Origin of the sequence: Kitasatospora sp. NPDC058032 (genome assembly GCF_042885845.1) — a bacterium.
Taxonomy (GTDB): Bacteria; Actinomycetota; Actinomycetes; order Streptomycetales; family Streptomycetaceae; genus Kitasatospora.
This window is the reverse complement of the sequence record NZ_JBHVRK010000028.1, coordinates 45,008-70,185: the sequence shown is the minus strand read 5'-3', so window position 1 is coordinate 70,185 and position 25,178 is coordinate 45,008. Positions and strand designations below refer to the sequence as shown.

The following is a 25,178-nucleotide window of genomic DNA, read 5'->3' as shown; positions in this document are numbered from 1 at the left end:
CCACCGGCGCCACCGTCGGCACCATTCGAGAGGACGAAGTGAACGGACCCGTGTTCAACAGACGGCAGATTCTCCGCTACGGAGCGGTGGCCACCGGCGCCGCCGCCCTGTCGGGGGGCCTGCTGAGCGGTGTCGCCCGGGCCGCCGAGCCCGTCGACGTGGTCATCGTCGGCAGCGGGTACGCCGGATCGGTGGCGGCGCTCCGGCTCGCCCAGGCCGGCTTCAGCAGCGTGCTGCTGGAGCGCGGACGCCGCTGGCCGATCACGCCCGCGGGCGACACCTTCTGCACCCCGCAGGCCCCGGACGGCCGCGCCGCGTGGCTCGCCACCACCTCGCCGTTCACCAACCAGAGCTTCCACCCGTTCACCGGGGTGCTGGAGGCCTTCGTGGCCGACGGCGTGATCGGCCTGGCCGGCGCGGGCGTCGGCGGCGGCTCACTGGTGAACAACGCGGTGATGATGGCGCCCCGGGAGGACTTCTTCCGCCGCAGCTTCGGCGAGTCGCTCGACTACGCCGAGATGCGGGACGTCTGGTACCCGCGGGCGCGCGGCCTGATCGGCGTCGCCCCCATCCCGGACGACGTGCTCAACTCCCCCTACTACGCCAACGCGCGGGACCTGCTGGCCGAGGCGGCGCGGGCCGGACTGCCGACGCTGCGCCCGGACATGGCGGTGGACTGGCAGATCGTCCGCAACGAGATCGCCGGCACCGCCGTGCGGTCGGCGATCCTCGGCCACTCGGACTTCGGCGTCAACAGCGGGGCCAAGCGCAGCGTCGACCGCTCGATCCTCGCAACCGCCGAGGCCACCGGACGGGTCTCGGTGCTGCCGCTGCACCAGGTGACGGACATCAGCACGGTGGACAACCGGTACCTGATCTCGGCGGAGCGGATCGACGAGCAGGGGCTGGTCTCGGCCCGTCCGCAGTTCGCGGCCCGTTACGTCTTCCTGGCGGCCGGCTCGCTCGGCACCACCAGGCTGCTGGTCCGGGCCAAGGCCAGGGGCGGTCTCCCGAAGCTGGGCGACCAGGTGGGTCGCAACTGGGGAACGGGCGGGGACCACATCATCGTCCGCGCCGGGCTGCCGCTGCGGGACACCGCGCAGGGCGGGCCCTCGCACATCGTGGCCACCGACTGGGCGGACCCCGAGACCCCGGTGACCTTCCTCGGGTTCCCGCTCGGCTACCCGGAGCTCGGCTCGCTCGCCGGCACCATGCTGGGCCTGTCCGTGCCGCCGGCGCTCGGCCGCTTCGACTACCGGCCGGCCACCGGCAAGGTCGAGCTGACCTGGCCGAAGTCGGACCCGCGGATCCAACGGGTCACCGACGCGATGTCGGCGACCACGTCGAAGCTGGACCGGGCGAACCCCGGGATCAGGGTGGACGTGGTGACGCCGGCGCTCACCGCGCACTGCCTGGGCGGGGTGGTCCTGGGGAAGGCCACCGGCCAGGCGGGCGACGTCCTCGGCTACGACAACCTGTTCGCGATCGACAGTTCGCTGATACCCGGCTCGACCGGGGCGGTACCGCCGGCGCTGACGGTGACGGCGCTGGCCGACCGCTGCGTCGACCGGGCGCTGCACCGGCTGACCTCGTCGGGCCCGACCGGGACGGTACTGGCGCTCTCCTGAACGCGTTTCGGGCGTACGGGGGTCGAACCGTCGAGGGCCGTTCCGGAAGACCAATCGGTCTCCGGAACGGCCCTCGACGTGCCGCCCGGGTCAGGCGTGTGCGGCGACCAGCCGCTCGGAGGCCGTCCAGAGTTCGGCGGCCCGGGTGCGGTCGTGCGACTCCTTGGAGCTCTCGCGCGGCTGCCGGCCGGAGAAGTAGGTGCCGGTGGTCCCGGCCGGTTCCGGCGCGGTGGCCAGCCAGGCCAGGTCGGCGGAGGACTGTTCGACGGACCGGGCCCCCGGCAGCGTCCTGACCAGCAACGGGGTCAGCTGGGCGTAGACCCGCTGGATGCGCGGCGGCCAGTCGCGGTCCAGCGAGGTGCCGGGCATCAGCCCGGGGTCGAAGGCGTTCACCGTGATCGCGCGCGGCACGACCCGCCGGGCCAGCTCGTAGGTGGCGTACAGGTTCGCCAGCTTGGAGGTCGCGTAACGGATCCGGCCGGACTTGGCCGAATCGCCCAGCACGGAGCGGTCCGGATCGACCAGCGCCTGCGGGTCCTCCCAGCGCGGGGCCGGGAATCCCATCGACTTCCGGGGCCCCTGGTGGACCTCGCTGGAAACCAGGATCACCCGGCCCGGCTCGACGATGTGGTCGACCAGGAGTTGGGTCAGCAGGAAATGCCCGAGGTGGTTCGTCGCAAACGTCAGTTCATAACCGTCACTGGATCGCTGGACACCGTTCACCACCTGGATTCCGGCATTGCAGATCAGCACGTGCAGTGGCGGCCGGTCGGACTTCGCGAGGATTTCCCGGGCACCGGCCCGAACCGACGAGAGCGAGGAAAGGTCGAGTTCGACCACCTCCAGACTCGCCGCGGGAATCGCCGCGCGGATCTCCGCCGCGGCGGCCTCCCCCTTCGGCACGCTTCGGCAGGCCATGATCACATGGCTTCCGGCAGCGGCGAGTTCGCGCGTGGTGGCCAGCCCCAGTCCCGAGGAGGCACCGGTGATGATGACGGACTTCTTCAAGGTCGACTCTTCTCTGTGGTGATGGCAATCATGCGCCCGCAGCGATACGTCTGACTGCCCATCAGAATACCAGAGCCGTATTCCCGAATCCTTTCCTTCGATTGCCGGAAATATCCTCCCGGCATGGACCGGTCACGCGTCGTCGTGAAGAAATGGCCAAGATCGGACGACCCCCCTCCGGAAATGCGCCGGGTACGACGGAAGGGCGGGCGGCCACCCGGCCGTCCGCCCTTCGGGGCCGTCATTCGGCTCGGCCACGGGAGGCTCCGGCTCTGCTTCGCCGTGTTCCACGCCTCGTCGGTGGTGATGCAGTCCCACTGCATCAGGCGGGACTTCCGACCGGGTGTGCCGGACGGGCCGTCCGCGTCCAGGCAGCGGCCGGTGGCCCGGTTCTTCGGGATCACGGTCGTGGGGAAGCACAGACAGGCGTGCCCCACCCAGGCGGTGGTCCGCGGGGACGGCTGTTCACGGCGCCGGTCCCGCTCGACGCCGCCGTCCGGAACCACGAGCGCACACCTGATCGGCACTCCTTGCCGACGGTGCGTCAACTCACCGCATCCCCAAGGGGGTTCCCTCCACCTCCAGGCGCCCCGCGGCGGCCTCGACGGCGAAGGCGTGCAGCAGGTCGTGCAGCCGGTAGTGCTCGGCCCGTTCCTGGATCAGCAGGTTCTCGTCGACCAGCGACTCCAGCGCCTCGCGCGCGGAGGCCGGGTCGAGGGCGGCGAGTTCGGCGGTGGAGCGCGCGGTGTAGTCGCGGCCGGGGTGGTCGGCGAGCAGCCGGAATAGTCGCCGGGCGGGTTCCGGCAGGCCCCGGTAGGAGAGGTCGAAGGCGGTGCAGAGCGAGCGGTCGCCCGCCACGATCGCCCGGATGCCGCCGTGCTCGAGGTGTTCGGCCAGGTCGGCCAGGCCCCACGCCGGGCGGGCGCGCAGTCGGGAGGCGGCCAGCGCGAGGGCGAGCGGGAGGCGGCCGCAGAGCAGGGTGATGCGCTCCGCGGCCTCCTGCGCGGCGGCGACCCGGTCGGGTCCGGCGGCGGCGGCCAGGAGCGAGACGGCCTCCGGCGGGCCGAGCGGGTCGAGCGGCAGGGCGCTCGCGCCTTCCAGGCCGGCCAGTCGGCGGCGGCTGGTGACCAGGACCAGACAGCCTGGCCCGGCCGGTACGAGCGGGCGGACCTGCGGTTCTCCGGCGGCGTTGTCGAGCAGCAGCAGCGCCTCGCGGCCGTGCAGGCGGTCGCGGAACAGCGCGGCGCGGGCGTCCAGTCCGGCCGGGACCCGGGACTCGTCCACGCCGAGGGCGCGCAGCAGCCCGTCCAGGACGTCGGACGGGTCGAGCGGGCGGTGGTCCGGGTCGAAGCCGCGCAGGTTGACGTAGAGCTGGAGCTGGCTGAACCGGCCGGCCCGGGCGAGTTCGTGGGCCGCGCGGACGGCGAGCCGGGTCTTGCCGACGCCGGCCATCCCCTCGATCGCGATGACCTGAACGGTGGCGGGCGATCCGACCGGCGCGGTGGCCGAGTCCAGCAGGACCCCGAGTTCGGCGCTCCGTCCGGTGAACGTCGGCAGGTCGGCGGGGAGTTGGCGGAGCACGGTGACCGGGAAGGGCGGGGACCGGCGGGCCGGTTCGGCCGGTTCGGCGGAGCCGGGAACACGGCGGGTGTCCGGCGGGGGCGCGGCGCCGCCCGGCCCGAGCACCCGTTGGTGCACGGCGGCGATCTGCGGACCGGGTTCGATGCCGAGGTCGGCGGCGAGTGCCGCGCGCACCCGGCGGTAGACCGCGAGTGCTTCGCCGCGCCGCCCGGCGGCGGCCAGGGCCTCGATCAGCAGCGCGTGCACGCCCTCCCGGTGCGGCTCCTCGGCGGCCAGCCGCCGGAGCACCCGGATCGCCTCGGTGGTGCGGCCGAGCCGCAGGTCGGCGCAGGCGGCGAGTTCGGCGAGCTCGATGCGGGCCTCCAGCCAGCCCGGCACCTCGTCCCGGTGCAGCGGATCCGACGGCACGTCGGACAGCGGCGATCCGCGCCACAGCTCCAGGGCGGCGGCGGCCGAGCGGGAGACGGTCTGCCAGTCGTCGCGCCGGGCGGCGGCGCGGGCGGACTCGCCGCGCGCGGTGAAGATGGTGGCGTCCAGTTCGGTGTGCGGGTCCAGGCCGATCCGGTAGCCGGATCCGGTGGTCTCGACCCGTTCGGCCGCCTCCCCGAGCAGCCGGCGCAGCCGCAGCACGTGGCTGCGCAGGGTGGTGGCGGCGGCGCGCGGCGGCTGGTTGCTCCAGACGGCGTCGGCCAGTTCCTCCACGCCGACCGTCTGGTTGGCGCGGCACAGCAGGCTCGCCAGCAGGATCCGGACGCGGGACGGCACCATGACCGCCGCTCCGGCGACGCGGATCTCCAGGGGCCCCAGAAGGCCGAACCAGATCGTTCCACCCACCGTATCTCCCCAGTTACTGCACGGTTATGGCTGCGATTGAACCTATCTTGAACACTTCCAGTCAAGGAGTGACGCATAAGGGCCATCCCTTGAACGGAATTTGCACGCGGCTTCCATCCGGCTTGAACGCGGGTCCGCCAGGCTGTCGCCGTTGATCGCCTCAAAGATCGTCCGCCGCTTGCCGATTGGTGATGATCCCCGTTGCTCGATCTGGACGAGATAACCGCGAAATTCCAAGCGACCGCCGACTACGCCGGCACCGGCAAGGTCAACCACCGCTGGCTGGGCACCCTGCCCGAACAGGTGGCGGCCCTGGCCCGGGAGTGGGAACTGGAGATCGGCGCCGACATCGAGACCGACTTCACCGCAAGGGTCTCCTCGGTACTGCTGCCCTGCACCGGACCGCACGGCGCGGCGAGCCTGAAGCTCGCCGCCGACTCCTACGCGCTGGCCGAAGAGGTCGCGATGCTCCGGCAGTTCGCGCCCAGCGGCCGGGTGCCGGGCGTGCTCGCGGCCGCCCGCGGCGCCGCCCTGCTGGAGGCCGTCGTCCCCGGCACCTCGGTGGAGCCGCTGCCCGAGCAGCCCGACCCGGCCGAGTACGCCCGCTTCCTCAACGAGCTGCACGCGGTCGGCGACCCGGAGGCCGCGCCGCGCCGGATCGCCGACTGGCTGCAGGTGCTGTACGGCTGGAGCGAGCGCGGCGGCCTGGACTGCGCCTCCTCCCGCCGGATCTCCGCCGAACTGCTCGCCGACCCGGCCGAGCGGGTGCTGCTCCACGGTGACCTGCACCTGGGCAACGTCTTGGCCTCCGACACCCGGGGCCTGGTCGCCCGCAGCCCGATCGCCTGCGTCGGCGAGCGCTGCTTCGACGCCGCCGACTACGTCCTGGAGGGCTGGGACCGGACCGTCATGGTGCGGCGGCGCGACGAACTCGCCGACGAGGCGGGGCTGGACGCCGACCGGCTGGACGCCTGGTGCCGGGCGCTGGCCCCGCTCGGCGCGTCCCGCTCCACCATCCCCGAGCGGGTCTTCGAACTGCTCGCCTTCGCACGCGGTGAGTACTGACGTGAGCGGGAACGACACGGTGCCCGCCGGCCGGCTCGCCCGGCTGATCCCCGCCGACCCGCTGCGCCGCCGCCTGCTGGCCATCCGCTTCGCCGGAGCCGCCGGCAAGGGCGTGTTCCTCAGCGGCAGCGTCGTCTACTTCACCCTGCACGTCGGACTGTCCGCCGGCCAGGTCGGCATCGGCCTGTCCGCGGCCGGCTTCGCGGGACTGGTCTCCTCGGTGCTGTTCGGCATGATCGCCGACCGGATGCCCAAGCGCACCCTGCTGTGCGTGCTGTTCGCGGCGGTCGCGGTCGGGTTCGGCCTGTACTCGGTGGTCTCCAACGCGGCGGAGTTCTACGCCCTGGTGGTGCTGATCGCCTTCCTCGACTACGGCACCGGCCCGACCGAGAGCGCCATGGTCGCCACCCTCGTCCCGGACGGGGAGCGGGTCCGGCTGAACGCCATGATGCGCTCGATGCTGAACATCGGCTTCAGCGTCGGCATCGGGATCGCCGCGCTCGCCGCGCTCAGTTCGCGGCTGCTGGTGCTGATCCCGGTCGGCTCGGCGGTGCTGCTCGGCGCCGCGGCGGCCCTGGCGACCCGGCTGCCGGTCGGCGCACCCGTCCCCGCCGCCCGCCGCCCCCGCCGGTTCGGCGCCATCCGCGACCTGCGCTACCTGAGCGTCGTCGGCCTGTCCGCGCTGCTCGCCTCGCACATCAGCCTGCTGATGGTGGTGCTGCCGCTGTGGACGGTCAACCGGACCGAGGTGCGGCCGTTCCTGGTCCCGCTGCTGCTGGTGATCAACACCGGCTTCGTGATCCTCTTCCAGGTCCGGGCCAGCAAGGGCGCCGAGACACTGCCCGGCGCCGCCGCCATCGGCCGCAGGGCCGGCCTGTGGATCGCGGCCGGCTGCCTCGCGGTGTCGCTGACCGCCGTCTGGCACCACACCGCGCTGGCGGTGGCCGCGATCGTCGCCGCCGTCCTGGCCCTGTCGGTGGCCGAGGTGATGCAGTCCGCCTCCGCCTGGGGCCTGGCGCTGGGCCTCGCCCCCAAACACGCCGAGGGCGAGTACCTGGGCACCTTCGACCTGCACGTGGCGACCCAGAACGTGGCCGGCCCGGTGCTGCTCTCCGGCCTGGTCATCGCCCAGGGCTTCTGGGGCTGGGCGGCGGTCGCCGCGCTGGTGGCAGCCGCCGCCCTGCTGATCGGACCGGCCGCCCGGCGCAGCGCCGAGGCGATGGCCGCCGCCGGCCCGCAGGCCGCGGTGGAGACGGAGGAGTCGGTATGACCCGCACCGCACGCGCGTCCTTCGCCCAGGAGCGCTTCTACTTCCTCAACGAGCTCCAGCCGGGCAACCCCGCCTACGTGGTGGCGTTCGCCCTGCGCATGGAGGGCGGGCTCGACCGCGCGGCCCTGGGCGCAGCGCTGCGCCGGGTGGCCGCCAAGCACGAGGTCCTGCGCACCGGATTCGCGCTGCGGGACGGCGAGTTGGTCCAGTGCGTGGTCGAGGACGCCGAGCCGGAGATCACCCTGCTGGACGGCGGCCCCGCCGAGCGCGCCGGGCAGGACGCCCAGCTGCGCGAGCTGGTGGCCGCCGAGGCCGCCCGCCCGTTCGACCTGGCCGGCGGCCGGGTGCTGCGCGCCCACCTCGTCTCCTGGGACCGGGAACGGCACGCCCTGGTGGTGCTGGTGCACCACATCGCCTGCGACGGCTGGGCGGTGGGCCTGCTGCTGGACGACCTGGCCGAGGAGTACAACACCGGCGCGGGCGCACCGGCCGGACCCAGCTACCTGGACTACGCCGAGGCGCAGCGCGCGCTCTGGTCGAAGAACACCCGACGGCTCGAGAACTGGCGCCAACTGCTCATCGGCGCACCGCAGTTGACTTTGCATACCGACCACCCCCGGCCGAGCGTTTTGAGCTTCGCCGGCGCGGTGCTGCGCCGCCCCCTCGACCCGGAGCTGGTCGCCCGGCTCACCGCCTGGGCCAAGGAGCGCGGCACCACCCTGTTCGGCGTGACGCTCACGGCGTACGCCAAGCTGCTGGCCGGTTACGCCCGTCAGCAGGAGGTGGTGATCGGCGTCCCGGTGGCCAACCGGCTGGACGAGGCCGAGGAGCGGCTGGTCGGCTGCCTGGTCAACACCCTGCCGATCAGGGTCGACCTGTCCGGAGACCCGGACTTCGCCGAGCTGACCGCCCGCACCTGGCGCACCGCGCTGACCGCGCTCGGCAACCAGGACGTGCCGTTCGAGCAGATCGTGCAGGCCGTCGGGGAGGAGCGGCAGCTCAGCCACGCCCCGCTGTTCCAGACCATGCTGACGGTGCAGAACTTCAGCTTCACCGTGCCGGAGTTCGCCGCGCTGCGGACCACCGAGGTGGACGTCGAGATCGAGGCCGCCAAGTTCGACCTCGCACTGACCGTGGACGTCTCCACCCGGGCGCCGTTCCTGCGCGCCGAGTTCTCCACCGAGCTGTTCGAACCGGCCACCGCGGAAGGGCTGCTGGAGCAGTACCACACCCTGCTGGCCGCGGTGGTCTCCGACGGCGAGCCCAGCCCGGTCTCCCCGCAGGAGCACCACCGGCTCACCCTCGGGTGGAACCCGCCCGTTCCCGAGCGGCGCGCCGAACACCCCTCCGTGCTGGGCGCGTTCCGCGGCCATGCCGCCCGCACCCCGGACGCCGTGGCACTGGTGCACCGGGGCGACCGGGTGACGTACGGCGAGCTGGAGCGCTGGTCCGACCGGATCGCCGCCGGGCTGGCCGCCACCGGCCTCGCCCGCGGCGAGCGGGTGGGCCTGCTGCTGGGCCGCTCGCCGGCCGTGGTCGCCGCGATCCTCGGCGTGTGGAAGGCCGGCGGGGTGTACGTGCCGCTCGACCCCGAGTACCCGAAGCAGCGGCTGGAGCTGATCCTGGCGAGCGCCGAGCCCGCCGTCCTGCTGGTCGAGCCGGACACCCTCGGCCAGGCCGGCGGGCTGGCCGGGCAGCGGACCCTGCTGGACGCCCGCACACTGGACGGCCCGCGGCCCGCGCCCGAGGTCCTGCCCGACCCGGACGACCTCGCGTACCTCATCCACACCTCCGGCTCGACCGGCGTGCCCAAGGGCGTGATGGTCCGCCACCGCGGCCTGGACGCGCTCTGCGACCCTACCCCGGCCGGCCTGGAGACCGGCCCCGAGGACCGCTGGCTGGGCGCCCACTCCTTCTCCTTCGACGTCTCGGTCTGGGAGATGTGGGGAGCGCTCTCCTCCGGCGCCCGGCTGGTGATCGCCGACCAGGCCGACCTGGTCGACCCGCCGCGCCTGGCCCGGCTGGTGCACGCCGAGCAGGTGACGGTGCTCAGCCTCACCCCCGGCGCCCTGTACCGGGTGCTGCCGCCGTTCTTCGACACCCTCGGCCCGGGCAGGTCCCCGGTGCGGTACGTGGTGCTGGCGGGCGAGGCGCTCAGCTGGTCCCGGCTGGCCTCGCTGGTCGACCCGGAGCGGCTGGCCGCGGTCTTCGTCAACATGTACGGGATCACCGAGGGCACCATCCACGTGACCATCGCCCAGGTCCCGGCCGCCGGCCTCGGCGGGGTGCGGGAGGGCGACATCGGGGTGCCGCTGCCCTCCGCCCGCTGCTACGTCCTGGACGCCCGCGGGCGGCCGACCGGGGTCAACGTGCCCGGCGAGCTGTACGTCGGCGGCGACCTGGTCGCCGCCGGATACCTCGGCAGGCCCGAGCTGACCGCCGAGCGCTTCGGCCCCGACCCGTACGCCCCCGGCACCCTGTACCGGACCGGCGACCTCGCCAAGTGGGCACCCGACGGCCGGCTGGTCCACCTCGGCCGGGAGGACGACCAGGTCAAGGTCCGCGGCTACCGGGTCGAACCGGCCGACGTGGAGGCCGCGTTCCTGCGCCAGTCCGGCGTGCGCTCCTGCGTGGCCGCCGCCGAGGGCGACGAACTGCTCGCCTTCGTGGTCGCCGACCCCGGCCTCGGCGGCGAGCGCGAGCTGCGCGCCCTGGTCCGCGAGGAACTGCCCGGCTACATGGTGCCCTCGCGGATCGTCCTGGTGGAGCGGATCCCGCTGAACGCCAACGGCAAGGTCGACACCCGCCGGCTGCTGGCCGAGCGCACCGTGCCACCGGCCGCGCCCGCCCCGGTGCGGTCCGGCGACGACTCGCTGACCGAGCGGATCCGGGCGCTCTGGGCCGAGGTGCTGCGCCGGCCCGACCTGGAGCCCGGCGACAACTTCTTCGACGTGGGCGGGCACAGCTTCGCCCTGATCACGGTGCAGCAGCGGATGGCGGAGATCGGCCTGGAGATCTCGGTGACCGACCTCTTCCGCTTCAGCACGGCGGCGGCCTGCGCCGCCCACTTCCGGCCGGAGGCGACCGCACCCGTCGTCGACCAACGGCTCGCACAGCGCCGGCAGGGCCGCGAACAGCTCGCCCGCCGGCGTCGACTGATGAGAGGGGACGAGCATGCCTGACGACCTGGGGCAGGACCGGATCGCCATCATCGGGATGGGGATCCGGCTACCCGGCGCCGGCCGGGACCTGGACCGCTTCTGGCACAACATCGAGCACAGCGTGGAGGCGATGAGCTTCTTCGACCGCGAGCAGCTGAGCAGCTGGGGCTACCCGGACGAGGTGATCGACCACCCGGACTTCGTCCCCGCCCGCTCGGTGCTGGACGACTACGACTGCTTCGACGGCCGGCTGTTCGGCTACTCCCCGCAGGACTGCGTCCTGATGGACCCGCAGCAGCGGGTGCTGCTGGAGTGCGCCTGGAGCGCCCTGGAGCACGCCGGCCACCCGCCGATCGCCCCGGACGGCAACCGGATCGCCGTGCACGTCGGCACCGGCCTGAACGTCTACCTGCTGGACATCCTGTGGCCCAACGCCCGCGCGGTGAAGTCCGCCGGCGGCCTGCAGATCCTGGTCTCCAGCGACAAGGACTTCGCCGCCACCCGGATCGCCTACAAGCTCAACCTGCAGGGCACCGCGTTCACCGTGCAGACCGCCTGCTCCACCTCGCTGGTCGCGGTCCACCTGGCGGTGCAGAGCCTGCTCACCCACGAGGCCGACATCGCGCTGGCCGGCGCCGCCTCGGTGGGGCCGCCCACCCGGCGCGGCCACTTCCACGAGCCCGGCGGGATCTTCTCCCCCGACGGCCGCTGCCGGACCTTCGACAGCCAGGCCCAGGGCACGGTGGACGCCGACGGCGGCGCCATCCTGGTGCTCAAGCGGCTGGAGGACGCGATCCGGGACAACGACACCGTGCACGCGGTGATCGCCGGCACCGCGGCCGTCAACGACGGCGCCCGCAAGGCGGGCTTCACCGCCCCCGGACCGGAGGGCCAGGCCACCGCCGTCCGCACGGCGCTGGCCGTCGCCGGCCTCGAACCGGACGCCATCGGCCTGGTCGAGGCGCACGGCACCGGCACCGTCCTGGGCGACCCGATCGAGGTCTCCGCGCTGCGCACCGTCTTCGACACCGACCGCCCGGACCGGCAGCCCGTCGCCCTCGGCGCGCTCAAGTCGATCATGGGCCACCTGGACACCGCGGCCGGCGTGGTCGGCGTGGTCAAGACCGTCCTCGCCCTGAAGAACCGCACCATTCCGCCGGTCGCCCGGTTCACCGAGGCCAACCCCGCCCTGGGGCTCGACAAGTCGGTGCTGTACGTGCCCACCGAGGCGCACGAGTGGCCGGCCATCGACGGCGTGCGCCGGGCCGGCGTCAGCTCCTTCGGCATCGGCGGCACCAACACCCACGTCGTGCTGGAGGAGGCCCCGCCGGTCCACCGCAGCGGGCCCAGGCGCCGGGAGGGCAGCGAACTGCTGCTGGTCTCCGCCAAGACCGAGGAGGCCGCCACGCAGAGCCTCGCCCGGATCAACGGGCACCTGGCCGGCCTGCCGGCCGCGGACCTGCCCGACCTCGGCTACACCCTGCGCACCGGCCGGGCCGAGCTGCCCTGGCGCGGCTGCCTGATCCGCACGCCCGACGAGGAGTTCAAGCCGCTGCGCCCGGTGCGCCGGGCCACCGCGGTGCAGGCCGAGCGCGGCGCCGGCTACTTCCTGACCGGCGGCGGACGGCTGCCCGGAAGCACGCACACCTACAACCTGGACCCGCACTTCCGGCAGATCGTCGACCGGGGCTACGCCGAACTGCGCACCGTGGACGGCGTTCCGGACCTGGAGACCCGGGAGCTGGCCGGTCGCTTCGCCGTCGCCCTGGCCTGGATCGACGCCCTGCGGCGGCGCGGCGTCCGCCCGTCCGCGCTGGTCGGCCAGGGCGTCGGCGCCCTCGCCGCAGCCTGCGCCGCCGGTGTGCTGGACTTCACCGACGCGATCGGCCTGACCCTCGGCCGGCCCGCCGACGGCCTGCGCTGCGCCGAGCCGACCGTCCCGCTGTACACCCCGGACGGCACCGCGATCGGTTCCGCGCAGGCCACCGACCCCGGCTACTGGGCGGCCCGGCTGCACGAGGAGCACGACCGGAGCTTCGCCCCGCCCGCCGCCGGGCCGTCCCCGGCCGCCTGGCTGGAGATCGGCACCCAGGTGCTGCCCCGTCTCGACGTCGAGCCGCCACCGGTGTCCAACGGCTACGACTGGCTGCTCGCCTCGGTCGGCCTGCTCTGGGAGATGGGCATCGGCGGCCCCTGGGACCCCGAGCTCGACCGGGGCCTGCGCCGGGTCCCCGCCCCCGGCTACCCCTTCGCCCCGACCCGCCACTACCTCGACATCCCGCCCACGGCCAAGGAGAGGCACCTGTGATGAGCGAGCACCGGGAGACCGCGTTGGCCACCGAGTTCGAACAGATCTGGATGGAGGTCCTGGGCGTGGACGCCGTCGACCAGGACGACGACTTCTTCGACCTCGGCGGGCACTCGCTCAGCGCCCTGCGGCTGTCCATGCTGGCCCGCCAGGAGCTCGGCATCGCCGTCGAGCTCAACCACGTGCTGGAGAACCCGCGGTTCGGCGACCTGCTGGCCGTCGCCGAGAAGGCCGGGCCGGAGCGGGTGTCCGAAGGCGGCCGGGCATGACCGTGCAGGTCGGCCCGCTCGCCGAGTGGACCCCCCTGATCGCCCACCTCCTCGGCCTTCCGGCCGAGGAGGTCGCGGACCGGTCCTCGCGGGAGTCCTTCACCGCCCTGGGCGGCACCTCACTGCAGGCGATCGCGCTCACCGCGGGCGGCCAGCGCGAACTGGCCAGGGACGTCGAGGTCGCCCGGCTGCTCGGGGCGCTCCCGCTGGCCGAGGCACTGGCCGGGGCGACGGACTACGTCCGCACCGAGCCCGCGCCGCGCGAGCCGGCCGCCGAGGCGCTCGACCGGGAGCTGCTGCCCGGCCAGAAGGCCATGCTGGCCGCTCATCTGGCCGGCCATGACCAGTCGTACCACCTGATGTTCACGCTGCAGCCGCCGGGCGGGCTGGACCCCGACCGCACCGAGGCCGCCCTGCGCGCGCTCACCGCCCGGCACGAGTCGCTGCGCACCCTGTTCAGCGAGCACGGCCGGGGCGCCCGCCGGACCGTCCTGCCCCCCGGGCACAGCCCGCGGCTGCTGCACCAGCGCCTGCCCGCCGGCACGGACCCGGTCCGGGCCGTGCACGAGCTGTACGGGCGGCGCGCCGCCGAACTGCTGCGCCCCTTCGAGCAGCCGCCGGTGGTGTTCGTGCGCACCGACGCCGGGGACCGGACCCTGCTCACCGTGCTGCTGCACCACGCGCTGGCCGACGGCTGGAGCATCGGCGTGCTCTGGCGCGAGTTCGCCCGCCTCCACCAGGACGGACCCGGCGCGCTGCCCGCCACCGGACCGTCCCCCGAATGGACCGCCACCCGGCTCGCCGCCAGGGACGCCGCCGGCGAACTCGCCGCCGCCACCCAACGGGTGACCGCCCGGCTGGCCGGCGCCCCGCTGGTCGCCACCCTGCCCACCGACCGCCCCCGCGCGGAGGAGGCCGACGGGCGCGGCGAACGGCTGGTCTTCGAACTGGAGCCCGCCGTCGCCGAGGGCGTGGACGGGCTCGCCCGCCGTGCCCGGGCCACCGTCACCGCCGTCCTGCTCGCCGCCTGGGCCCTGGCCGCCGCCCGCCGTGCCCGGACCTCGGACCTGCTGCTCGGCGTGGCCGCCGCCGGCCGGTCCGAGGCCGGCATGGCCGACCTCATCGGCCTGTGCACCCGGATCGTCCCGGTCCGCTGCCGGATCGACGACCGGCAGCCGGGCACCGCCTACGTACGCGCCACCGCGGCCGCGCTCGCCGAGGCCGTCAGCGACGCCGACCTGCCCTTCGCCCGGGTGGTCGACGCGCTCGCCGGCGAGGTCGACGCCGCCCGCAACCCGGTCGCCCAGCTCGGCTTCGCCGCCCACCACGACCTGGTCCCGGACCGCTTCGACACCGCCGAGGGCGAGTGGCGGGTGCACGAGGGCCACTGCCACGGCTCCGTCTTCGACGCCGTGCTGTTCGTCCAGGACTGGTCGCGGCGGCCCAGGCTGGCCCTGGAGTACGCGAGTTCGGCGCAGGACGCGGCCGACGTCGGCGAACTCGCCGAGTCCTTCCGGACCGTCCTCGGCGAACTCGCCGCCCGGCCGGACGCCCCGCTCGGCGAGGTCACCGGCATCTCCGACGGGCAGCGGCTCAGGCTCCAACAGCTCGGCCGGGGCGGCGAGTTCACCGGGGAAGAGGACCTGTGGACCCGGTTCGAGCGGCAGGCCGGGCGCCGGCCCGACACGGTGGCCGTCGACGATCCGCACAGCGGAACGGTTCTGACGTATCGTCAGCTCCTCGATCTGGCCCTCGCGCAGGCCGACCGGCTGCGCGCCCTCGGCGTCCGGCCCGGCGACCGGGTGGTGCTGGAGCTGCCCCGCTCGGCCGCCGAGGCCGTCGCCGTGCTCGGTGTCCTGAGCCTGCCCGCCACCTATGTCGCCGTCGACCCCGGCGTTCCCGCCGACCGCCGTACCCGCATCGCCGAGGCCGTCGCCCCGACCGCCCGCATCGGGGGCGCCCCGGACGACCCGGCCCTCGCCGCCGTCCCCCGCTGCCCGTCGGCCGGCCTCGCGGCGGACACCGCGCCCGCCCCGCCGCGGACCGGCGGACCGGCCGGGCCCGGCGCGGCCGCGTACATCTCCTTCACCTCCGGCACCACCGGCGAGCCCAAGGGCATCGTGGTCCCGCACCGGGCGGTGCTGCGGCTGGCCGACGACGGGCAGCTGTTCGCCCACCCGGCCGGGGCGCGGATGCTGCGGCTCTCCCCGCTGGCGTTCGACGCCTCCACCCTGGAGCTGCTGGTACCGCTCGCCGCCGGCGGCACGGTGGTCGTGCACCCGCCCGGCGAGCCCACCCCCGGCGGCCTGGCCGACTTCCTCCCCGCCTCCCGGACCACCCACGCCTGGCTCACCTCCGGCCTGTTCCACCTGGTCGCCGACCACCGGCCGGAGGCGTTCGCGGGCCTGCGCCAGCTGTTCACCGGCGGCGGCGTGGTCTCACCCGACCACGTCCGCCGGGTGCTGCGGCGGTGCGGCCGGCTGCGGATCACCAACGGCTACGGGCCGACCGAGAACACCACCTTCACCACCGTCTTCCACGCCGACGGCGCCCACGAGGTGCCCGACCCGTTCCCGATCGGCTCACCGGTGTGCGGCACCGGCGTGCGGATCACCGACGACGCCGGCCGCCCCGTACCGCCCGGCGCCGTCGGCGAACTGCGCGCCAGCGGCGCCGGGCTCGCCGACGGCTACCTCGGCGACCCGCGGCGCACCGCCGCGGCGTTCACCGAACGCTCCGGCGAGCACTCCGGCGGACGCTCCGGCGAGCGCTCCGGCGAGCGCTCCGGCGAGCGCGAGTACCGCACCGGCGACCTGGTCCGCTGGGGCGCCGACGGGCGGCTGCGCTTCCTGGGCCGCGCCGACCGGCAGGTGAAGATCGCCGGCCACCGGGTCGAACCGGTCGACGTGGAGCGCCGGATCCGCGAGCGGCCCGGCGTCCTGGACGCCGTGGTGTTCGTCGCCGCCGAGCGGCTGTGCGCGGCCGTCAAGGCACCCGCCGACCTGCTCGCCGGGATCCGCGCCGCCGTCGAACCCGGGCTCGCCCCGTACGAGCGCCCGCAGCGCTGGCTCGCGGTGGACGCCTTCCCGCTGGACCGCAACGGCAAGGTCGACCTGCGCGCCCTCGGGGCGCTGTCCGCCCCCGCCGGCCCCTCCGCCCCCTCCGCCCCGACCGCTGCCGCCACCGCCGCCGCGTCCGCCGGCCCGGTCGGCGATCTGGAGGAGCTGATCTCCAAGGTCTGGGCCGGGGTGCTCGGCACCGACGACTTCGACACCGACGAGGGCTTCTTCGACGTCGGCGGCGACTCGCTGGGCATCGCCCTGGTCCGCCGCCGGCTCCAGGAGCAGCTGGACGGCCGCCCGATCCCGCTGACCGACCTCTACCGCTTCCCCACCGTGCGGACCATGGCCGCCCACCTGCGCGCGACGACCACGGGAGGACCGCGATGAGCCAGGAGATCGCCGTCGTCGGCATGGCCGGCCGGTTCCCCGGCGCCGCCGACCTGGACGCGTACTGGTCGAACCTGGTGGCCGGCCGGATCAGCGTCAGCCGGCTCGACCGCGCCGAGCTGCTCGCGGCCGGCGTCCCCGCCGCGCAGCTGGACGAGCCCGGCTACGTCCCGGTGCGCGGCACGCTCGCCGACCCGGAGCTGTTCGACTCCGCCTTCTTCGGCATCCCGCCGCGCGAGGCCGACCTGATGGACCCGCAGCACCGGCTGCTGCTGCAGACCGCCTGGCAGGCCCTGGAGTCCGGCGGCCTGATCACCGACGGTCCGCCGGGCCGGGTCGGCGTGTTCGCCGGTACCGGCTACAACTACTACCTCCAGCAGCACGTGCTCGCCGACCCGGCCGTGCTGGAGACGGACGGGCTGCTCTCCGTGGTGCTCGCCAACGAGAAGGACCACCTGGCGACCAGGATCGCGTACCGGCTGGGCCTCGGCGGCCCGGCGATCACGGTCCAGAGCGCCTGCTCGACCTCGCTGACCGCCGTCCACCTGGCCTGCCAGAGCCTGCGCACCGGCGACTGCGATCTCGCCCTGGCCGGCGGCGCCTACCTCGCGCTCCCCCAGCAGTCCGGCTACCAGTACGAGCCCAAGGGCATCATGTCGCCGGACGGGAGCTGCCGGCCGTTCGACGCCGCCGCCAACGGGACGGTGCCGGGCAGCGGCGTCGGCGTGGTCGCGCTCAAACGCGCCGAGGACGCCCGCCGGGACGGCGACCTGATCCACGCGCTGATCTCCGGCTCCGCGATCAACAACGACGGCGCCGCCAAGGTCGGTTACACGGCTCCCGGCGTCGCCGGCCAGGTCGACGTCCTGGCCCGCGCCTACGCCGGGGCCGGTGTCGACCCGGCGACCGTCGGCTACCTGGAGGCGCACGGCACCGCCACCGAGGTCGGCGACGCGATCGAACTCGCGGCGCTGCACGAGGTGTTCAAGGCCGGCGGAGCCCGCTGCTCGCTCGGCTCGGTCAAGGCGAACATCGGGCACCTGTCGGCCGCCGCCGGGGTGGCCGGGCTGATCAAGGCCGTACTCGCGCTGCGTTCCCGGCAGCTCCCGCCACTCGCCGGAGTGCGGCAGCCGCGCGCCGAACTGCTGGACCCGGCAAGTCCGTTCACCGTGGACACGGTCGCCCGCGACTGGCCCGCCGCACCCGGGACGCCCCGCCGCGCCGCCGTGAGTTCCTTCGGCCTCGGCGGTACCAACGTGCATGTGGTGCTCACCGAGGCCCCGACGGCCGAGGCGGCACCCACCGGGACTGCACCCACCGGGACTGCGTCCACCGGGGCTGCGTCCACCGACGCGGTGCGCGCGGCCGACGGCCCCGAACCACCGGCGGGCCCCGAACTGCTGGTGCTCTCCGCCCGCAGCGACGACGCCCTGCGGACCGCCGCCGAACGGCTCGCCGCCCACCTGAACGCGCGGCCCGGGCTGCCGCTGCGCGACGCCGCCACCACGAGCCGCGAACACCGCCGGCACTTCCCGCACCGGCTCGCCGTGGTCGCCGGGGACCCGGCCGCCGCCGCCCGGGCGCTGGCCGTCGCTCCCCGCCGCACCGCGCTGCGCCGGCCCGAGGTGGTCCTGCTCCTCCCCGGCCAGGGCGCCGAGGCCCCCGGCATGTCCGCCTGGCCGTACCACCGCTTCCCGGGATTCGCCGCCGACCTCGACCGGGGCGCCGACCACGTCCACGGCCTGCTCGGCGTCGACCTGCGCGACCTGCTGCTCGGCAGCGACCCGGACGGACTGCTCCACCGCACCGACCTCACCCAGCCCGCCCTCGTCCTGCACGAGTACGCGCTCGGCCGGCTGCTGCTCTCCCTCGGGGTGAAGCCCGCCGCGCTGATCGGCCACTCGGTCGGCGAGTTCGCCGCCGCCGCGCTCGCCGGGGAACTCACCCCGGAGGAGATGCTGCGACTGGTGGTCGAACGCGGGGCGCTGATGCAGCGTGCCCCCGAGGGCCGGATGGTCGTCGTCCTCGCCGACGGACCGACGGTCCGCCGCCACCTCGCCGACCTCGACGAGCTGGACCTCGCCTCGCTCAACGCCCCCGAGGTGGTGGTGGTCTCCGGCCCCGTCGCCCCGATCGGCCGACTGCGCGAACGGCTCGAGGCCGACGGCGTGCCGCACCGGCCGCTGCCCGCCCGGCGCGCCTTCCACTCCCGGATGATGGCCGACGCCGCCACCGCCCTCGGCGCCGTCGCCGCGGACGTCCCGGCCCGCCCCGCCACCGTCCCGGTGGTCAGCAGCGTCGACGGCGGCCTGCTGCCGGTGGGCGGCGTCCGCCGGGCCGGCTACTGGGCCGAGCAGCTGCGCAGCGCGGTGCGCTACCAGGACGCGGTGGAGGCCGTCGCGGACCGCTCCCGGCTGGTCCTGGTCGAGGTCGGTCCCGGCACCGGACTGATCGGCAGCGCCCGGCAGATCCCCGCAGCCCGGCACGCCGCCATGGTCGCCCTGCAGCCCCGGCGCGCCGACCTGCTCGGCGGCCTCGGGCAGCTCTGGGCGCACGGCGTCGACCTGGACTGGCCCGCCGTCCGGGCCGGCGCCCCCGCCAACCGGGCCGCCCTGCCCACCCACCCGTTCGCCGCCACCCGGCACTGGCTCGACGCCGCCCCCGCCGCTTCTCCCGCCGATGCCCGCTCCGCTCCTTCCTCCGCCTCTCCCTCCGCCTCCCCCTCCACCGCCTCCGCCTCCGCCTCCCCCTCCGCCTCCGCCGTCGACGCGCCGCTCGGCCAGGTCCTCGCCATCTGGCGCACCCTGCTGGGCGTCCCCGACGTCGGCGCCGACTCCGACTTCTTCGCGCTCGGCGGGGAGTCCCTGCTCTTCATCCGGATGATCTCCCAGGTCCAGCGCGCACTCGCCACCCCCATCGACATCGCCGCCCTCGCCGGGTCCCCGACCCCGCGCGCGATCGCCGCCCAGGCGGTGGCCGGATGAGCGACCGCACCGACCTGCCGACCCTGCTCGGCTTCAACCCCGACCCGACACCCGCCCCGCGCACCCCCGTCCACGAGGCGATCTGCCGGCAGGCCGCACGCACCCCCGACGCGATCGCCCTGCGGTACGGGGACGACACCCTCACCTACCGCCGGCTCCTGGACGCCGCCGCCGCCCTGGCCGGCCGGCTCGCCGCCCGGGGCATCGGCCCCGGCGCGCTGGTCGGCCTCTCCGCCCGCCGCGGCCCCGGCCTGGTCACCGCCGTCCTCGGCATCCTGCTCTCCGGCGCCGCGTACGTCCCGCTGGACCCGCGGCACCCGCCGGCCCGGCTCCGCACCATGCTGGACTCCACCCGGGCGGCGCTGCTGCTCACCGACGCCACCGCGCCACCCCTGCCGGACGGGCACCCGGTCCCGGTCCTCCCGCTGACCGGCGCACCGTCCGCCACCGCCCCGGCCCCGGCCCCGCTCGACTGGCGGCACCACCGCGCGGAGCCCGCCGTCGTCGACGGCCTCTGCTGCGTCATCTTCACCTCCGGCTCCACCGGAGAGCCCAAGGGCGTCGAACTGACCCATGCCGCCCTCGCCAACCGGCTCGCCGGGATGCTCGACCGCCACCGCCTCGGCCCCGCCGACGTCCTCCTGCAGAAGACCCCGTACACCTTCGACGTCTCCATCTGGGAGCTCCTGCTCGCCTTCCTGGCGGGCGGCACCCTGGCCGTCGCGCCGCCGGACGCCCACCGCGACCCGCAGGCCCTGGTCGAGCTGATCCAGCGGCACGGCGTCACCATGGTGCACTTCGTCCCGTCGATGCTCGCGCTGTTCGTCACCGAGCCCGGAGTCGAGCGCTGCACCACCCTCCGCACGGTGCTGTGCGGCGGCGAAGCCCTTCCGCCCCAACTCGCCAACACCCTGACCGCCGCCCTGCCGCAGGCCGCCGCGCACAACATGTACGGACCCGCCGAGGCCACCATCGACGTCACCGGCTGGGCCTGCCGCCCGCACGAGGACGGGGACCTGGTCCCGATCGGCCGTCCGCTCTCCAACGTCCGCGCCTACGTCGTCGACGAGTCCGGTGACCTCGCCCCCGTCGGCGTCCCCGGTGAACTCCTGCTCGCCGGCCCCTCCCTGGCCCGCGGCTACGCGGGCCGCCCGGACCTCACCGCCGAACGCTTCGTCGAACTGCCGATCGCCGGCCGTACCGAGCGGGTCTACCGCACCGGGGACCTGGCCCGCTGGTCGCCCGACGGCCACCTCGACCACCTCGGCCGGATCGACACCCAGGTGAAGATCCGCGGCCAGCGCGTCGAACTCGGCGAGATCGAGGCCACCCTGCGCCGCCACCCCCGGGTCCGCAACGCGGTCGCGGTCCTCCGCGACGGCCGGACCCTGGTCGCCTACGCCGTCCCCGCCGACGGCACCCCGGACCAGCTCGACGAGACCGCCCTCCGCGGCCACCTCGCCGACCACCTGCCCGAGCACATGGTGCCCGCCCGCATCGTCCCGCTCGCCGCGATCCCCACCACCGCCCACGGCAAGGCCGACCGCACCGCCCTCCCCCCACCACCCCGCCGCCGCCCCCGGCCGTAACCACATCCACAGCCACGGCAGGGCCCCGGCACCACCGGGGCCCTGCTGTCCGCTGTCCGAGGTCCGGTGCCCGTCGAGTTCGGCCTGCACGCCGGCTGGTCACGGTCCCGGCGCCCGGGAACACCAGGCGGGGACGGTCCCCCTGAACGCCGCCGAACACCTCGGAGGTGCGGAGGCCGAGAGCACGTCCTACCGGCCGGCCTTCGGGGTCCTGGCCGCGGCCGGAGCCCTCACTCTCCTCGCCTCACGCCAATTGCGTGCGGACCCGGCCCGAGCAGCCGCGCCCGCACCGCAGCACCAGCGTCCCCGTGACACGACGGGGCCGGATGCTCGGCGGACACCTCCCCCTGGGCATGGCCGTCTTCGGGTTCGGCGCGGCGCTGACGTACTGGGCCTTCACGTTCCGCCCGGGCCGGCCCCGGAACCCCGCCCGGGAGGACGGCCAGTGACCTCCCGCCGACGGTTCCTCACACTCGCGGCCGGCGCCGGCGCGGGCCTGGCCGTCCCCCTCGGTGCGGCGACGTATGCCGCGGTGACGGGCGAGAAGACCGGCAAGGTGCTGACCAGCGCCCTGCGGCTGCCCGAAGCCTTCACCGTGCCGCTGGCCCTCCCGCCCGTCGCGGCCCCGGTCCGCACCGTCAACGGCACCGACTACTACGACCTCACCCAGCGCGAGGCGGCCGTCGAGATCGTGCCCGGCACGAGGACGACCGTGTGGGGGTACGACGGCATCTTCCCCGGCCCGACGTTCATCGGCCGGTCGGGGCGACCGATGGTCGTCCAACTGGCCAACACACTGCCCGTGCCCACGTCCATGCACGTCCGGGAGGTCTCGGCCACCCGCTACCGGCTCCGGCTGCTCAACGCCTCCAACGCCCGCCGCTACCGCCTGGCACTGGAACGGGAGCACGGGGACGACCTGCCGTTCGTCCAGGTCGGCAGCGATGCGGGACTCCTGCGGCGCCGCGGACCCTCGGCGCGATACCCGTCGCACCCGCCGAACGCTTCGACGTCGTCGTCGACTTCGCCGCATGCCCCGTCGGCAGCCACGTCACCCTGGTCAACACCCTGGCCGACGGGAGGATGCGCCAGGTGATGCGCTTCCGCGTCACCCGCCAGGAGAACGACACGAGCCGGATTCCCGCCCAGCTGTCCAAGAGCTCCGCCTCGCCCGACCCCAAGACCGCCACGCGGACCTGCCAGTTCGACTTCCGCCGCAGCGGCGGGGACGACGGGAACGCGATGTGGACGATCAACGGCAAGCCCTTCAACAGCTCGGAGACCCTGGCGAACCCCCGCCTGGGAACCGTCGAACGATGGCGCTTCAGCAGCGACTTCCACCACCCGGTCCACCTCCACCTCGCCCACTTCCTGGTCCTGTCACGCGGCGGCAAGCCCCCGGCACCGACGGGCGCCGGGTGGAAGGACACCGTCGACGTCCGCCCCTACGAGGTCGTCGAGGTCCTCGTCCGCTTCGACGGCTACCGAGGCCGCTACATGCTCCACTGCCACAACCTCGAACACGAGGACATGGCCATGATGGCCAACTACGAGGTCCTCTGAGCAAGGCCGCAACACCCCCTGACACCCGTGCCGCTCGGATCGCCGTCCGAGCGGCACCGGCACGGGACGACTCGATCTCCACCGCCGGCAGGAACTCGAACACCCGGCGCATCGGCCGGGTGGCACCCGGGACGCTGCAGGAGACGTGGAACCTCCGGCCGATCGGGGTGGGCCACCCGCGCACCGGTCCACGGCTGGTCCTCGCTCCAGCCGTGGGCGGCCGGCTTCTCCTGGCACCACCGGAGGAGGCCCCCACTCGCGGCCCGGCCGGGTGCGCACCGGGGTCCGTTCAACCGCCGCGGCCCGCGCCCGTAAGGTTTGATGAGGCATACCTAAGTGGCCGTCCGGGGCACCGGGGCCGCCGGACCAGCGGGACGGGAGCAGCATGGGGCACGACAACCAGGAAGCCAGGCGCCCGCACGGCGAGCTCGTTTCCGACGTGCTGGCCGCCCTGTGGGCCGCCGAGAGCCCGATGACTCCCCAGCAGGTCAACACCGCGCTCGGCCGGGGCCTGGCCCGCACCACGGTGGCCACCATCCTCATCCGCCTGCACGAGAAGGGCACCGTGGTGCGGGTCCGCTCCGGCCGGGGTTACGCCTACTCGGCGGCGGACGACGCCGCCGGACTCGCCGCCGGCCGGATGCGCCGCGAACTCGACGCCGGCGCCAACCGCGACCTGGTTCTCAAGCGGTTCGTCTCCTCCCTCTCCGACGGCGACGAGGACGTGCTGCGCCGTCTGCTGGAGCAGGCCGAGAGCGCCGGGGAAGGCCCGTGACCCTCGTCCTGCTCCTGGTCACCGCGGCTCTGGCGTTCCCCTGGGCCGCGGCCGCAGCGGCCCGCCGCCTCGCCGCCGTCCTCCCGCCGAAGGAGGCGTGCGCGGCGATCACCTCGGCGGCGGTCCTGGCCGCGGGCGGCACGGGGGCAGCCCTGTTCGGTCTCGCCCATGTCCCGTTCCTCGCCGGCCTCGAACAGCTCACCCTCGCCCAGGTCGCCACCGAGTGGCCCGCCGCCCTGCCGGTGGCGGCCCTCGCCGCGGTCGTCATGGCCATCCAGCTCGTCCTCGTGATCCGCCGCTGGTTCGAGCACCGCTCGCTCCTGGCGCGCGCCTGGGTCGCCGCCGCCGACGCCGAGGTCGACGGCGAGGTCGACGGCGACCTGCTGGTCGTACCGGGCGAGTGCCCCGACGCCTACGCCCTGCCCGGCCGGCACCGCCGGCCGGGGCGCATCGTCGTCACCCGTGCCATGCTCCAGGCTCTCGGGGACCGGGAACGCGAGGTGCTCATCGCCCACGAGCGGGCCCATCTCACCGGTCGCCACCACCTGCTGTCCGTCGCGGTCCACCTGACCGCAGCCGTCCACCCGGCCCTGCGCTCCCTGCGCCCGGCGCTGGACTTCCACCTCGAACGGTGGGCCGACGAAGCCGCCGCCCGTGCGGTCGGCAACCGCCGCCTGGCCGCGGCTGCCATCGCCCGCGCCGCCCTCGCCGGAGCCTCCGCCGCCCGCCCGGCGCGCGGCCCGCTGCTGGCGGTGAACAGCGGACCGGTCCCGCAGCGTGTCGAAGCCCTCCTCGGTCCCCTGCCCGTGCGGCCCGAAGCGCCCTCCGCGCGCGCCGCCGCCCTCGGGCTGGTCCTGTCGGTGCTCGCGTGCGCCGTCGCGGCGGTCGCCATCGCCTACGGCCTCCACGAGTACGTCGAGCTGGCGGCGGAGGGGATCCGGGGACGCTGACGCCCCCGGGTGACGACATTGATGTAGACCAAGCGGGCGGGGCGCGGGTACGGTGAGCCTCGGTTTACTTCGCGTGCCCGCCATCGGGAGCGCCGCCAACGCCCGGCCCGGCCGGCCCAGCAGCACACTGGTGTGCCGCCGGCGCGCGACGTTGGGGCTCCCTCCGGAGCGGGCGTCGCGCTCCCCGGATTGGAAGCGGTGTGTACGAGAGGGGCAAAGGCTCACAGCCTTCCGACCACGTCATCCACCTGCTGGCCACCGCCGCCCGGGCCGCCGACGGCCTGCTCACCGACCTCCTCGCGGACCGGGGGCTCAGCCGCCTTCACCAGCAGGTCCTCCAGACCCTGGCCGAACACGGTCCGCACGCCCGCCCCGACCTCGCCGCGCAGGTCGGCGCCACCCCCGAGGAGACCTCCGGGGTGGTCGACGACCTGCTGGACAAGACCCTGGTCACCTCGATGGTGGTGCATGCCGGCGGCCGTCAGGAACTCGTCCTGCTCGCCCCGCCCGGACAGGCCGCACTCGACCACCTGCAGACCGACACCGGACACGTCGAAGCGGTGCTGCTCACCTCCCTCACCAAGGGCGAGCGCAGTCAGCTCGGCTACCTGCTGCGCCGGGTGTGCGCCACCGCCCCGGCCCGCGGCCGCCGGAAGGCGGTCCCCGGAGGCTGAGCCCGCCCGGCCGTGACGTACCGCTGCGGCTGCGCCGGTGACGGCCCGCCGGTGTGGAGGGTGGCGGTGG

17 protein-coding genes are annotated in these 25,178 nt (G+C 74.8%); 15 read left to right on the top strand and 2 right to left on the bottom strand.

From position 1 onward, the window contains the following. Positions 1–50 precede the first annotated feature (50 nt). Positions 51–1,628 (top strand): FAD-binding protein, encoded by a 1,578-nt coding sequence (locus ACFVUH_RS31720; protein ID WP_355364311.1) that lies wholly within the window; start codon positions 51–53, stop codon positions 1,626–1,628. A 90-nt stretch (positions 1,629–1,718) separates the two neighbouring features. Here the strand turns inward: ACFVUH_RS31720 and ACFVUH_RS31715 are convergent, their stop codons facing one another. Both ACFVUH_RS31715 and ACFVUH_RS31710 read right to left on the bottom strand, forming a co-directional pair. Continuing rightward, on the bottom strand, positions 1,719–2,636 hold the full coding sequence (locus ACFVUH_RS31715; protein ID WP_387916837.1) for an SDR family NAD(P)-dependent oxidoreductase: 918 nt from the start codon (positions 2,634–2,636) through the stop codon (positions 1,719–1,721). Positions 2,637–3,185: 549 nt separating this feature from the next. Next, a complete protein-coding gene (locus ACFVUH_RS31710; RefSeq protein ID WP_387916835.1) occupies positions 3,186–5,051 on the bottom strand; it encodes a BTAD domain-containing putative transcriptional regulator in 1,866 nt (621 codons plus the stop codon). Positions 5,052–5,252: 201 nt separating this feature from the next. Between ACFVUH_RS31710 and ACFVUH_RS31705 the strand changes: the two genes are divergently transcribed. From ACFVUH_RS31705 to ACFVUH_RS31640, 14 genes are all read left to right on the top strand, one after another. After that, positions 5,253–6,116: an aminoglycoside phosphotransferase family protein gene (locus ACFVUH_RS31705; RefSeq protein WP_355364302.1), complete on the top strand. Its 864-nt coding sequence runs from the start codon at positions 5,253–5,255 to the stop codon at positions 6,114–6,116. A 1-nt stretch (position 6,117) separates the two neighbouring features. Further along, entirely contained in the window at positions 6,118–7,386 is a 1,269-nt protein-coding gene (locus tag ACFVUH_RS31700) for an MFS transporter (protein ID WP_355364299.1), read from the top strand. Next, entirely contained in the window at positions 7,383–10,568 is a 3,186-nt protein-coding gene (locus ACFVUH_RS31695) for an amino acid adenylation domain-containing protein (RefSeq protein WP_387916832.1), read from the top strand. The genes ACFVUH_RS31700 and ACFVUH_RS31695 overlap by 4 nt, the downstream gene beginning before the upstream one ends. Beyond that, entirely contained in the window at positions 10,561–12,855 is a 2,295-nt protein-coding gene (locus ACFVUH_RS31690; protein ID WP_387916831.1) for a beta-ketoacyl synthase N-terminal-like domain-containing protein, read from the top strand. Before ACFVUH_RS31695 ends, ACFVUH_RS31690 begins: the two co-directional genes overlap by 8 nt. Continuing rightward, entirely contained in the window at positions 12,855–13,124 is a 270-nt protein-coding gene (locus ACFVUH_RS31685; protein ID WP_355364290.1) for a phosphopantetheine-binding protein, read from the top strand. Before ACFVUH_RS31690 ends, ACFVUH_RS31685 begins: the two co-directional genes overlap by 1 nt. Further along, positions 13,121–16,573 carry an amino acid adenylation domain-containing protein gene (locus tag ACFVUH_RS31680; RefSeq protein WP_387916829.1) on the top strand — a complete coding sequence of 1,151 codons (3,453 nt, stop codon included), beginning with the start codon at positions 13,121–13,123 and terminating at the stop codon, positions 16,571–16,573. The genes ACFVUH_RS31685 and ACFVUH_RS31680 overlap by 4 nt, the downstream gene beginning before the upstream one ends. Next, positions 16,570–19,557, top strand: coding sequence for a type I polyketide synthase (locus tag ACFVUH_RS31675; protein ID WP_387916827.1), 2,988 nt, complete (start codon positions 16,570–16,572; stop codon positions 19,555–19,557). The genes ACFVUH_RS31680 and ACFVUH_RS31675 overlap by 4 nt, the downstream gene beginning before the upstream one ends. Further along, positions 19,554–21,146, top strand: coding sequence for an amino acid adenylation domain-containing protein (locus ACFVUH_RS31670; RefSeq protein ID WP_387916825.1), 1,593 nt, complete (start codon positions 19,554–19,556; stop codon positions 21,144–21,146). Before ACFVUH_RS31675 ends, ACFVUH_RS31670 begins: the two co-directional genes overlap by 4 nt. Positions 21,147–21,454: 308 nt before the next feature. Then, entirely contained in the window at positions 21,455–21,595 is a 141-nt protein-coding gene (locus ACFVUH_RS31665; RefSeq protein WP_387916823.1) for a hypothetical protein, read from the top strand. After that, on the top strand, positions 21,592–22,242 hold the full coding sequence (locus ACFVUH_RS31660; protein WP_387916821.1) for a multicopper oxidase domain-containing protein: 651 nt from the start codon (positions 21,592–21,594) through the stop codon (positions 22,240–22,242). Before ACFVUH_RS31665 ends, ACFVUH_RS31660 begins: the two co-directional genes overlap by 4 nt. Next, a complete protein-coding gene (locus ACFVUH_RS31655) occupies positions 22,242–22,709 on the top strand; it encodes a multicopper oxidase domain-containing protein (RefSeq protein WP_387916852.1) in 468 nt (155 codons plus the stop codon). The genes ACFVUH_RS31660 and ACFVUH_RS31655 overlap by 1 nt, the downstream gene beginning before the upstream one ends. 385 nt (positions 22,710–23,094) lie before the next feature. Further along, positions 23,095–23,484: a BlaI/MecI/CopY family transcriptional regulator gene (locus tag ACFVUH_RS31650; RefSeq protein ID WP_387916819.1), complete on the top strand. Its 390-nt coding sequence runs from the start codon at positions 23,095–23,097 to the stop codon at positions 23,482–23,484. After that, positions 23,481–24,434: a M56 family metallopeptidase gene (locus ACFVUH_RS31645; RefSeq protein WP_387916817.1), complete on the top strand. Its 954-nt coding sequence runs from the start codon at positions 23,481–23,483 to the stop codon at positions 24,432–24,434. The genes ACFVUH_RS31650 and ACFVUH_RS31645 overlap by 4 nt, the downstream gene beginning before the upstream one ends. A gap of 200 nt (positions 24,435–24,634) precedes the next feature. Beyond that, a complete protein-coding gene (locus ACFVUH_RS31640; RefSeq protein WP_387916815.1) occupies positions 24,635–25,108 on the top strand; it encodes a MarR family winged helix-turn-helix transcriptional regulator in 474 nt (157 codons plus the stop codon). Positions 25,109–25,178 lie beyond the last annotated feature (70 nt).

What these genes read in the sequence shown, in the direction of transcription:
- ACFVUH_RS31650 (WP_387916819.1), top strand. Translation starts at nt 23,095, where the DNA reads ATGGGGCACGACAACCAGGAAGCCAGGCGCCCGCACGGCGAGCTCGTT.
- ACFVUH_RS31695 (WP_387916832.1), top strand. Translation starts at nt 7,383, where the DNA reads ATGACCCGCACCGCACGCGCGTCCTTCGCCCAGGAGCGCTTCTACTTC.
- ACFVUH_RS31680 (WP_387916829.1), top strand. Translation starts at nt 13,121, where the DNA reads ATGACCGTGCAGGTCGGCCCGCTCGCCGAGTGGACCCCCCTGATCGCC.
- ACFVUH_RS31655 (WP_387916852.1), top strand. Translation starts at nt 22,242, where the DNA reads ATGCGCTTCCGCGTCACCCGCCAGGAGAACGACACGAGCCGGATTCCC.
- ACFVUH_RS31675 (WP_387916827.1), top strand. Translation starts at nt 16,570, where the DNA reads ATGAGCCAGGAGATCGCCGTCGTCGGCATGGCCGGCCGGTTCCCCGGC.
- ACFVUH_RS31685 (WP_355364290.1), top strand. Translation starts at nt 12,855, where the DNA reads ATGAGCGAGCACCGGGAGACCGCGTTGGCCACCGAGTTCGAACAGATC.
- ACFVUH_RS31690 (WP_387916831.1), top strand. Translation starts at nt 10,561, where the DNA reads ATGCCTGACGACCTGGGGCAGGACCGGATCGCCATCATCGGGATGGGG.
- ACFVUH_RS31670 (WP_387916825.1), top strand. Translation starts at nt 19,554, where the DNA reads ATGAGCGACCGCACCGACCTGCCGACCCTGCTCGGCTTCAACCCCGAC.